Below are 10,804 nucleotides of genomic sequence, written 5' to 3'. Positions count from 1 at the left end.
GGGCGGCGCGCCGCGCCGCCCGTCCCGCGCAGCCCGGCCGCCCGGCGCGACCCGGCCGTCCGGCGGAGCGCGGTGCGCCCCCGGACGGCGAGCGCCGCCCGGGCGCGGAGGTGGACGTGATCGTCGTGACCTACCGCAGTGCCGGATACGTCGGCGAGTGCCTGCGCGCCGCCGACGCCGCGCTCCGGGACGTCCCGGGCGCGCGCATCATCGTGGTCGACAACGACTCCCGGGACGGTCTCGAGTCCGCCGTCGCCGGCGTCTCCGACCGGGTCGAGCTGGTGCTGCGCGACGTCAACGACGGGTTCGCCCGCGGCTGCCACGCGGGGGCGGCGCGGTCCGGCGCCCGTCGCCTGCTCTTCCTCAACCCCGACGCCGTGCTCGAGCGCGGCGCCGTCGAGGCCCTCCTCGCCTGCGCGGCGGCCCACCCCGACGCCGGGCTCATCGGTGGCCGGGCGCTGACCGACGACGGCCGGACCGACCCGCGCTCCTGGTGGGGGCCGCCCACGCTGTGGTCGGCGCTGTGCTTCGCTACCGGACTGTCCAGCGTCTTCCCGGGCTCGCGCTACCTCGACCCGGAGTCCTCCGACCGCTGGCCGAGCGACGCCCGGACGGTCCCGGTCGTCAGCGGCGGCATGATGCTCGTGGAGCGGGACGCGTGGGAGGCCCTGGGCGGCTTCGACCGGGACTTCTTCCTCTACGGCGAGGACGCGGACCTCAGCCTGCGGGCCGGCCGGGCGGGCTGGTCGCCGCGGGTGTGCCCGGACGCCATCTTCCGGCACCGCGTCGGGGCGTCCTCCAACGGGTCGAACCGGCTGCCGCTCGTGCTGCGGGGGCGGGTCACCACCTACCGGAAGAACCTGCCCCGCCCGTGGGGGGGCGTCGCCGGGGAGCTCCTCGTCGCCGGAGCCGGGGTCCGGGCCCTGGCGGCCGGCCTGCGCGGCCCGGGGGGCCGCCCGGCCGCCGGCGTCGAGGCGTGGCGCGACACCTGGCGCCGGCGCGCCGAGTGGCGCCGGGGGTGGCTGCCCGGCGAGTTGCCGCAGCCCGGGTCGGAGACGTAGCCCGCGTCGGAGACGTAGCCCGGGTCGGAGACGTAGCCCGGGTCAGAGATAGCGCACGCGGAAGCGGACGCTCCCGGCGACCCGACCGGCGGCGCCCGCGGCCTGCTCGGCCCACCACCACCGCCGCCGCGGGGACACCAGCGCGCCGGGGAGGGTCACCACCAGGCGTGCCCACCGCAGCGCCACCCCGGCCAGGCGCGGCCGGGGCATCCCCGCCGCGGCGTAGTCCCGGAACAGCCGGCCCCGCGAGCGGCCCGTCCGGTACGCCTTGACCGCCACAGAGCGCAGGGTGTGCCGGTGCCGGTAGTGCACCACCGCGTCCGGCGCGTAGGTCAGCCGGTACGACGCGAGCTGGAGCCGCCAGCAGAACTCGGTGTCCGGCCCGCCGTAGTCGTAGTCCGCCGCGAACCCGCCGACGGCCTCGAAGACGCGGCGGTGGACACCCAGGTTCGCGGTGATGGCGCGGGGCAGGAACCCCGCGACGACCGGGAGATGGTCCGGGTGGCGCGGCAGGTACGGCAGGGGACGGGGGGTGAGGCGGTCGTTCTCGATCGCGCCGCCGACGGCGTCGCTCGCCTGGAGCGCCGCGACCATGGCCGCGACCCACCCGGGCGCGACCTCGTCGTCGGCGTCGCAGAAGAGCAGCAGGTCGGCCGACGACGCGGCGGCCCCGGTGTTGCGGGCCGCGCTCGTGCCTGGCTGCGCGCAGGAGAGCACGCGGAGCGCCGGCAGGCGGGACTCGTAGGACTGGCACACCTCGACCGTCGCGTCCGAGGAGCCGTTGTCGACGACGATGACCTCCCACGCGGCGTCGACCTCCTGCCGCGCCAGCGCGCCCAGCTGCGTCCCGATGGTCCCCGCGGCGTTGAGGGCGGGGATGACGACGCTCACCGAGGTGTGGGCCACACCCCGAGACTAGCGACGCGCGCCCGCGCCCGGACCGGCTTCCACAGGACTCGTTGACGGAGGCCGCGGCGCCCGGTTTGATGAGGGTTTCCCCTCACCAGTGGAGCGACGTGGATGTCCGCCACCCCAAGGTCCCGCACCCGAGCCCTGCTTCTGGGCGCCGCCGCCGCCGTCGTCGTCGCCGTGGTCGTCGCGCTGATCACCTACCTTCCCGGTCGCGACGAGCGGACCCCGACGGACGGCGCCTCGCAGACGGCGCCCGCCACGCCGGAGCCCACCCCGCCCTCGCCGTCGACGGCGGGCCCGGCGCCCTCGGCCGGCTTCCCCGACGCCACGACGACCGGGGTGCCGGACGGCACCAACCTCGTCCAGTCGGACAAGCTGACCATCGACGAGGACGGCACCGTCATCGACGGGCTGGAGATCCACGGGAACGTCGTGGTCGAGGCGGACGACGTCGTCATCAGGAACTCCCGCATCGTGATGACCTCGGGGAAGATCGCGATCCGCGTCAAGGGCGACAACTTCGTCATGGAGGACAGCGAGATCGACGGCCAGGGGCGCGCCAACCCCGCGATCGCCTACAACGGCTACACGCTGCGCCGCGTCGACATCTACAACGTGGCGGAGGGCCCGCGCATCGCCGGCGGCGACGTCACCATCGAGGACTCCTACATCCACGACCTGGTGCAGCGCGGGGACAACCACACCGACGTCATCCAGGTGATGTCCGGCGAGAACATCGTGGTGCGCGGCAACAACCTCCAGGCCTACAACCCGGAGACCGGGATCTACGGCAACGCCGCGTTCATGTTCGGGGAGGACTCGGGCCCGGTGAGCAGCTGCACCGTCGAGGGCAACCTCATGAACGGCGGGAACTACACCGTCAACGGCGGCGGGAGCGGCACCGAGGGCGCGGCCTGCGACTTTCGTAACAACACCGTCCAGGGCGACTTCCGCTACGGCGCCAAGGCGCACATCGGTCCCAACGCGACGTGGGACGACTCGAACATCGTGCTGGGCGCGGAGAAGCCGGACGACGACTGACGCTCCCGTGCTGGGACGCCGCCCGGAACCGCCCCGACCCTGGTGCCGGGACGCCGCCCGGAACCGCCCCGGCGCGGGCGCGGGGCCCGTACTGTCCCTGCATGGAGCACAGCGGCGACCTGCTCGGACTGCGGTGCCGGTGCGGCGGCGCGCTGCGCCGGACCGCGCCGGGCGTCGTGTGCGGCGTGTGCGCGTCCCGGTACCCGGTCGACGGGCTCGGAGTCGTGCGCCTGAGCGAGGCGGACGAGCCGTGGGACGGCGTGCCCGCGCACGCGTCGGCGGCGGCCCGGCGCTCGGCCACCGTGGAGCGGCTCGTGGACGAGATGGTCGACGGGGACGAGCCGTGGCCGGCTGACCTGAGGCGCCGGCTGCTCCACCCGGCCGGGGGCGCCGCGGCCACGCTCGTGCCGCTGGGGCCGGGCGCGACGGCGCTCGACCTCGGGACCGGATGGAGCACCCTCGCCCGGGCGGTGCGCTCCTTCGGTGCGGCCGTCGCCAGCGCCGACTGGGTCTACCCGCGCCTGCGGTTCGACGCGCTCATGCACGACGCCCCGGCCGACGTCGCCGTCCACATCAACGCCGCCGGGCCGCTGCCCTGGCCGGACGGGTCGTTCGACGTCGTCTTCGTCGACCTGAGCGCGCTCGAGCGCGCGCTGCGCTCCAAGCCCGGTGCGGCGCAGGCACAGGACCGCATGCTCGCCGAGGTCCGCCGGGTCCTCGCGGACGACGGCGCGCTCGTGGCGGGCACCCGCAACCCCCTCCGCGACCTCGCGCGCCGGGGACTGCCCGCCGCGCGGGGCGCCGACTTCTGGCAGGCGGTCCGCCGCCCGAGTGGCGAGGACCGCCTCCGCCGGGCCGGCTTCACCCCCGCCCGGGTGGTCGTGCCCTACCCCGGCCGCGAGACGTGGCGCTGGCTGATCCCGCAGGAGCGCCTGCGGGCGCACCTCCGCGCCACCATGGCGCCGTCGTCCCCGCGCAGGCGCGCCGTTCGGCTCGCCGTAGCGGCGGGCGCGGGCGCGTGGGTCATGGCGGACTACTATGTCGTGGCCCGCACCGGGCGCTCGTCCCTCGGGCCGGTGCGCACGCTCGCCGAGCAGCTCGCCGGCGGCCCGGGGGAGCCGGCACCGGTGACGATGGCGCTCAGCGACGCCCGCGTCGCCATCGCCGGGGCCCGGGACTTCGTCAAGCTGCCGCTCTCGCGGGAGCAGCAGGACAAGATCGTCGACGAGGTGCGCAAGACCAACGAGGCCCGCGAGACTGCCTTCGCCCCGTTCGTCATCGACCGGGCGAGGGTGGAGCGGTGGGGCGCGCTGCCGTACGGCGTGTACCCGCTGCTCACGCGCCCGCGGTCCGACCCGGCGCGGGCCCGTGCCACGGTCGACGCGGCGCTGCGTGCCGTCGACGCGGGCGTCACGGCGCCGGTGGGCGCCACGACGTTCTGGCGGAGGCTGTCCGGGCCGCAGGGCGGGAGCGACGCCGACGACGTCGGGGCCGGCGCGCTGCGCGAGAGGGTGCTGGGCGGCTGGGGCCCGGCGACGGTGCCCGTCGGCCCGACGCACGGGGACCTCCACGCCGGCAACACCCTGCTGCCCGGCGCCGGGCACCCCCTGCTGGTCGACTGGAACAGGTTCGAGCGCCTGAACCCGCTGCTGCTCGACGGCGTGTACGCCGCCGTCGACGGTCACCGCACAAGGAGCCGCGCCACGCTGGCCCAAGCCCTCGTCGCCTTCGCCGACGGCGAGATCCGCGGCCGGATCGCGGACCGGGCGGCCACGGTCCTGGGCGAGCTGACGCCGCTGGAGGCCGCCACGCTCGTGCTCCTCGACCGCGCCATGTCCTACGGGCTGCCGCGGCGGCGTCACCGGCCGTGGACCCTGCCGCCGTTGGAGCAGGCCGTCGCCGCGCTCGCGGCGCGCCTGGACGACGAGGACCGGGCGGAGCGCGGGTGAGGTGGTGACGCGCGCGCCAGGTGGCGACGCGCGCACCAGGTGGTGACGCGCGCGCCAGGTGGTGACGCGCGCGCCAGGTGGTGACCGGTCATCTCCTGACGATGCTCGCCCACGGCGCGGGACGGCGTCAGTCGCCGCCGTCGTGGGCCGCCACCGGGACGGCGGTGCGGCCCAGCGCGCGCTCGTACGCGCCGAGCAGCGCGGGCACGGAGTGCTCCCACGAGAGGTGGCCGGTGAACCGGGACCGGCCGATCTCGCCCATCCGCTCCCGCCTCGCGGGGTCGTCGAGGAGCTCGGCGATGCAGTCGGCCAGGGATTCGGCATCGTTGGGCCGCGCGTAAAGGCTGGCCTCGCCGGCGGACACCCGACCCTCGGCGAGGTCGAACTGCACCATGGCCTTGCCCAGCGCCATGTACTCGAGGATCTTGTTCATGGTCGAGATGTTGTTCATCTCGTTCGCCTCGTCGGGGTTCACGCACACGTCGGCGGTGGACAGCAGGCTCGCCAGGTCCTCGTCGCTGATGCGCCCGAGGAACGTCACGTTCTCCTCCAGGCCCAGCGCGCGGGCCCGCGCGACCAGCCTCGGGAAGTCCGGCCCGGAACCGGCGAGCGAGAACTGCACGTCGTCCCGTCCGCGCCGGCCGACCAGGATCTTGGCCGCGTCGAGCAGGTAGTCGATGCCCTCCTGGACGCCCATCACGCCGACGTAGGCGACGAGGTGACGCTTGCCGCGGCGCAGCGCCGGATCCGACCGTGCCGCGTCGAACCGCTGCACGGTCGGGGCCGAGCGCACGACGAAGACGTCGTCCGGGCACATCCCGCCGCGCTCGATGGCGATCCGCCGGTAGCTCTCGTTCGTGGCGATCGAGACCGTGGCGGCGGCGAACGTCCACCGCTCGAACATCTCCACCACGCGCACCAGCACGCTGCCCCCGGCGTGCCCCTTCGCCACGACGAGCTCGGGGGACGCGTCGTGATGGTCGAAGATGAAGCGGGTGCCCGTCAGCCGGCGGAACGGGCTGGCGACCAGGTACAGCAGGTCCGGCGGGTTGCACGCCTGGATGACGTCGATCCGGCCCGCCCGGTGCACCTTGAGCGCGAGGCGCAGCTGCGCGGCGAGCGCCATGGGGTACTCCAGCAGGTACCCGGCGGTGCCGGCCGCCTCGAACGGGCTGGCGTAGCGGAAGATGTGGACGCCGTCGAGGGTCTCGTACGTCTGGGGGTGCTCCTTGGACCGGGGGCAGATGACGTTGACGTCGTACCCGGCGGTCCGGAGCGTGCGGGCCTCCTGCCACACGCGCTTGTCGAACGGGACGGCGAGGTTCTCCACCAGGATGAGGACGCGCGGAGGGCGACCGTCCGGGCCGGGCGGACGGCGCCGCCCCGCCCTGCCGGTTGCGGCCGCGCCGCGCCAGGTCACCACGTGAGACCTACGTAGTTGGCGGTCGGTCGCGCCGGCCGTGCGATGCCGCAGAGGTCGAGGACGGTCTGGTCCGGCCGCGCCTCGGCGAGGACACGGGCGTACGCGGGGTTGTTCTGCGTGACCACGAGGACGTCGGCGGCGCGGACGACCTCCTGGAAGTCGTCGTGCAGGTGCTCGGCGATGTGCGGCAGGACGGCGAGCACGTAGGCGCGGTTGGCGCCGATGAGCTCACGGAGGTTGACGTGCTCGTCGTGGATGCGGACCTCGTAGCCCTTGCCGAGCAACCGCTCGGCCAGCTCGAGCGAGGGGCTCTCGCGCAGGTCGTCGGTCCCCGCCTTGAAGGCCAGGCCCAGGACAGCGACCTTCTTGACGCCGAGGGTCTCGATCTTCTCCAGCGCGAGGTCGAGGTGGGCGCGGTTGCTGGGCAAGATCGACTCCAGGACCGGGATGCTCGCCCCGTTGCGCCGCGCCCGGTACGTGAGCGTGCGCAGGTCCTTCGGCAGGCACGACCCGCCGAACGCGAAGCCGGGGGTGAGGTAGCGGCTGGAGATGTTGAGCCGGGTGTCGGACTTGAAGATCGACATCACGGCGTGGCTGTCGACGCCGTAGGCCTCGGCCACGCGGCCGATCTCGTTGGCGAAGGCGACCTTGAGGGCGTGCCAGGCGTTGTCCGAGAACTTCACCATCTCGGCCACCGCGATGGGGGTCCGGGTCACCTCGGTGCTGAATGGGCGGTACAGGGAGGCGGCGACGCGTGCGCTCCTGTCGTCCTCGGCGCCGATCACCGTCTTCGGTGGCGAGAGGAAGTCGGCAACCGCCGTGCCCTCACGAAGGAACTCCGGGGAGAACGCGACCCCGAAGTCCTCGCCCCGCCTCTTGCCCGAGCGCTCCTCCAGCAGCGGGACGAGGTCGCCCTCGACGGTGCCCGGCGGGACGGTCGACGTGATGAGGACCAGCCGCCACCCGTCCGCGTCGGCCAGCGCGCGCCCGATCTCCCCGACGACCTTGAGGACGTCGTCCAGGCGGACGTCGCCGTTGCGGCCCGAGGGCGTCCCGACGGTCACCAGGACCGCCTCCGCGGCGGCCACCGCGCCGCAGATGTCGCTGGTGGCGCGCAGCCTCCCGCGGTCGACGTTGTTCTGCACCAGCTCGCCGAGCCCGAGCTCGCTCACCGGGCTCACCCCGGCGTTGATCTGGTCGATCTTGATCTGGTTGACATCCACCCCGACGACCAGGTGCCCGCTCTCCGCGAGACACGCCGAGGTGACCGTGCCGACGTATCCCAGCCCCACGATGGCGACTCTCATGATGTTCTCCCCCCGGCCGCTGTCCCACGGCGTCGTGGTGTTGTGGAGCACGATAAGGGGATTGTGTCCGGCCGCGCGCCCTAACGGATTTTGACCTTTTCTCCCCTTAATTATGGAGCCCTCAACCTCACTCGGTCGATCGAAATTCTGGGCGCCCTAGGGCCGCCAGTCAGGGATGTCAGCGTAAAACGGTCGAACCCTGACGTAATCTTTCCGAGTTTTGGACAAATCGGTGTCCGTCTTGGGGAAGGTTTCGGGGAGCGTCTTATAGGTTCACAGCCGAGAGTTGTGGCGCTACGCTTCGCCGAAACCGTCAGCTGAGACTAATTCGGCCTTGAGCCCGCGGGGGTGCCTGCATGAGCGTCAGCGTCTCGAAGCACGTCGGTCGTCTCGCCAACCGTGCGAAGCGGCAAGCCATCGCGTCGGTGCCACCGGTGCGTCGGATGGCCCGGTACCGGCACGACCGTCGTGTGCGCCGGTACGCGTCGAGGCTCCCTCCTCTCAGCGCCGAGGACGCCGCCGTGGTGAGTCGGCTGCGGGCCGACGCGATCCATGTCACCACGCTGGGTGAGCTCGCGCTCCCGGGCACGGCCGAGCTGTGCGAGGGGCTCGAGCGGCTCGCGACGGCCCTCGCGAGCAGGCCACCCCTCCCGGGCGGCACCGTGCGCCCGTCCATGGACGAGCTCGTCGCCGATCCGCGGGTGTGGCAGTTCGGGCTGTCGGAGCGCATGCTCGCCATCGCCGAGAACTACCTCGGCATGCCCGCGCGCTACTACGGCGCGGACGTGCGCCGCGAGATCGCCGACGGCGAGGCCCACGACGTCCGGCAGTGGCACCGCGACATCGAGGACCGGAGCACGCTGAAGATCCTCGTGTGGCTCAACGACGTCGACGAGGACGGCGGGCCCTTCGCCTACATCCCGGTCGACCGCTCCCAGGAGGTGGTCGACCGCCTGCACTACGTCGCCGGGTTCGTGAGCGACGCACGGATGCGCCAGGTCGAACCGGAGCAGGAGTGGCGCACCTGCCCCGGGCCGCGCTGGACCGCGGTCATGGCCGACAACTGCCGCCTGGTGCACCGGGCGACGCCGCCGCGCGCCCGGGACCGTTACTCGGTGACCTTCACGTGGACGTCTCGCCACCCGGTCAAGACGATGCCGCAGGCGCCCATGACGGACGCGCAGGCGCGTCGCGCCAGCGCCGGGCTCACGGCGCGCCAGCTCGCGTGCCTGCCCCCGGCGCTGCAGAAGCAGGCGCGCCGGTAGCACGTCCCGGCCGACGCCACGTGCCGGCCGAGCGGTGCCTGGCTACCGGCGTCGGCCACCCGGTGAGATCTCGGTCGCAGCGCGTTCTCGAGGGTTCCTCGCCCGCGGGGGGCCTCGGGAACCGCCCGGCCGCGGCGTCGCGCCGCGTGGGACCCCGCCGGGCCGCCGCGACGCGGCCCCGCGGGCGCGCTCCCGGGGCGGCGGCGCCGGCCCCGTCGGGGGCGTCCTGCGTCCCCGGGGTTCCGGCAGCGTCCCGGATGCCGCTAAGATGATGAGGTTGCCTCGGCGAGGGACGCCGGACGGGCCAGAACGTTGACCCGGGCTCCAGATCGGTCAGGTCGTGACCAAAGAACCACGACGGCGGACCGGCGGGAGCCCACCGGATCCGTGATCGACGCGGTGGTGCCTTGTTGCGCCGTCCGTACGACGTCCCACGCCGAGGCCCACCGCTCATCGAGATCCGACCGTCTTCAAGGAGACCCCCGTGGCTGACAACCTGAACCTGACCGCGACCCGCCGCACCGAGTTCGGCAAGGGTGCGGCGCGCCGCACCCGCCGCGCCGGTCTCATCCCCGCCGTCCTCTACGGCCACGGCACGGAGCCCCAGCACCTGGCGCTGCCGTCCCACGACACCTTCCTCGCGCTCAAGGGCAACGCGAACGCCCTGATCGCGCTGGACATCGAGGGCACGGAGCAGCTCGCCCTGGCCAAGGACATCCAGCGCGACCCGGTGCGTCGCACCATCGAGCACCTCGACCTCGTCGTCGTCAACAGGGGCGAGAAGGTCACCGTCGAGGTCCCGGTCCACGTCGTCGGCGAGTCCTACCCCGGCACGATCCACCAGCTCGAGCTGCAGACCCTGACCGTCACGGTCCCGGCTACCAGCATCCCCGAGAACGTGTCGGTCTCCGTCGCGGGCCTCGAGGACGGCGCCGTCGTGCGCATCTCCGACATCCCGGTGCCCGAGGGCGCCTCGATCGACGACGAGCCCGAGACCGTCGTCGTCGTGATCTCCACGCCGCGCACCTCCGCCGAGGACATCGCGGCCGACGAGGCCTCCGCCACCGCCGGCGCGGCCAGCGGGGTCACCGCCGAGGGCTGATCCGCACCGTCGTCGCGCCCAGGCCGTCTCGGCCTGGGCGCGACGTGTGTGGGCGCACAATGCTGGGCGACGCCGTGACGCCCTGGAAGAAGGAGAAGGATGAGTCCGTGGCTCGTCGTCGGCCTGGGGAACCCCGGGCCGGAGTACGCCGGCAACCGCCACAACGTCGGGCAGATGGTGCTGGGTGTGCTGGCCGGACGGATGAACGGCTCCTTCACCTCCCACAAGGCACGCGCCCAGGTGCTCGACGGCCGCCTGGGCACCGCCCCGGGCGGGGCCCCGGGGCCGCGCGCCATCCTCGCGAAGCCGGGCTCGTACATGAACGTCTCGGGCGGGCCCGTCGGTGCGCTCGCGAAGTTCTACGACGTCGACCCGGGGCACCTGCTCGTCGTCCACGACGAGCTCGACCTGCCCGTCGACACCCTGCGTCTCAAGCTCGGTGGCGGCGAGGGCGGCCACAACGGGCTCAAGTCGATCTCGGCCGCGCTCGGCACCCGGGACTACCTGCGGCTCCGCGTGGGCATCGGGCGCCCGCCCGGCCGGATGGACCCCGCCGACTACGTGCTGCGCGACTTCGCCGCGGCCGAGCGGCCCGGCCTCGCCGTCACCCTCGAGGAGGCGGCCGACGCCGTCGAGGAGGTCCTTACCCTCGGGCTGGAGAAGGCGCAGCTGCGCCTGCACACCCCCGCCTGACGGCGCGCCGACGGACGGCGGCGGGGCGACGGAGGTCGGCCGGCGAGGGTC

At 73.8% G+C, this 10,804-nt stretch carries 9 protein-coding genes; 6 read left to right on the top strand and 3 right to left on the bottom strand.

Translation table 11 applies throughout. The features are described 5' to 3' along the window. On the top strand, window positions 1-1,061 hold a 1,061-nt coding region (locus EJK16_RS12725; RefSeq protein WP_164737340.1), incomplete at its 5' end, for a glycosyltransferase family 2 protein. Window positions 1,062-1,103: 42 nt separating this feature from the next. Here EJK16_RS12725 and EJK16_RS12720 read toward each other — a convergent pair. After that, window positions 1,104-1,967: a glycosyltransferase family 2 protein gene (locus EJK16_RS12720; protein WP_127129845.1), complete on the bottom strand. Its 864-nt coding sequence runs from the start codon at window positions 1,965-1,967 to the stop codon at window positions 1,104-1,106. 114 nt (window positions 1,968-2,081) lie between these two features. Between EJK16_RS12720 and EJK16_RS12715 the strand changes: the two genes are divergently transcribed. Continuing rightward, window positions 2,082-3,014: a hypothetical protein gene (locus EJK16_RS12715; protein ID WP_127129843.1), complete on the top strand. Its 933-nt coding sequence runs from the start codon at window positions 2,082-2,084 to the stop codon at window positions 3,012-3,014. Window positions 3,015-3,115: 101 nt separating this feature from the next. Then, a complete protein-coding gene (locus EJK16_RS12710; protein WP_127129841.1) occupies window positions 3,116-4,963 on the top strand; it encodes a methyltransferase domain-containing protein in 1,848 nt (615 codons plus the stop codon). A 127-nt stretch (window positions 4,964-5,090) separates the two neighbouring features. Here EJK16_RS12710 and EJK16_RS12705 read toward each other — a convergent pair whose 3' ends face one another. Together EJK16_RS12705 and EJK16_RS12700 are read right to left on the bottom strand one after the other, a co-directional pair. Continuing rightward, window positions 5,091-6,293: a glycosyltransferase family 4 protein gene (locus tag EJK16_RS12705; RefSeq protein WP_205739740.1), complete on the bottom strand. Its 1,203-nt coding sequence runs from the start codon at window positions 6,291-6,293 to the stop codon at window positions 5,091-5,093. Window positions 6,294-6,379: 86 nt separating this feature from the next. Continuing rightward, a complete protein-coding gene (locus tag EJK16_RS12700; RefSeq protein WP_205739739.1) occupies window positions 6,380-7,744 on the bottom strand; it encodes a nucleotide sugar dehydrogenase in 1,365 nt (454 codons plus the stop codon). Window positions 7,745-8,049: 305 nt separating this feature from the next. Here EJK16_RS12700 and EJK16_RS12695 point away from each other — a divergent pair, with 305 nt between their 5' ends. From EJK16_RS12695 to pth, 3 genes are all read left to right on the top strand, one after another. After that, window positions 8,050-8,958: a hypothetical protein gene (locus EJK16_RS12695; RefSeq protein ID WP_127129839.1), complete on the top strand. Its 909-nt coding sequence runs from the start codon at window positions 8,050-8,052 to the stop codon at window positions 8,956-8,958. A gap of 484 nt (window positions 8,959-9,442) precedes the next feature. Beyond that, window positions 9,443-10,060, top strand: coding sequence for a 50S ribosomal protein L25/general stress protein Ctc (locus EJK16_RS12690; RefSeq protein WP_127129837.1), 618 nt, complete (start codon window positions 9,443-9,445; stop codon window positions 10,058-10,060). A gap of 99 nt (window positions 10,061-10,159) precedes the next feature. Further along, window positions 10,160-10,753: an aminoacyl-tRNA hydrolase gene (gene pth / locus EJK16_RS12685; protein WP_127129835.1), complete on the top strand. Its 594-nt coding sequence runs from the start codon at window positions 10,160-10,162 to the stop codon at window positions 10,751-10,753. The last annotated feature ends 51 nt before the right edge of the window (window positions 10,754-10,804 follow it).

This window comes from Georgenia sp. SYP-B2076, from assembly GCF_003991205.1.
Lineage (GTDB): Bacteria > Actinomycetota > Actinomycetes > Actinomycetales > Actinomycetaceae > Georgenia.
This window is presented reverse-complemented; position numbering and strand designations above follow the sequence as displayed.

Bases quoted from the DNA above. Each gene is read 5' to 3' on its own strand.
- EJK16_RS12715 (WP_127129843.1), top strand. From the start codon at position 2,082: ATGTCCGCCACCCCAAGGTCCCGCACCCGAGCCCTGCTTCTGGGCGCC.
- EJK16_RS12695 (WP_127129839.1), top strand. From the start codon at position 8,050: ATGAGCGTCAGCGTCTCGAAGCACGTCGGTCGTCTCGCCAACCGTGCG.
- pth (WP_127129835.1), top strand. From the start codon at position 10,160: ATGAGTCCGTGGCTCGTCGTCGGCCTGGGGAACCCCGGGCCGGAGTAC.
- EJK16_RS12710 (WP_127129841.1), top strand. From the start codon at position 3,116: ATGGAGCACAGCGGCGACCTGCTCGGACTGCGGTGCCGGTGCGGCGGC.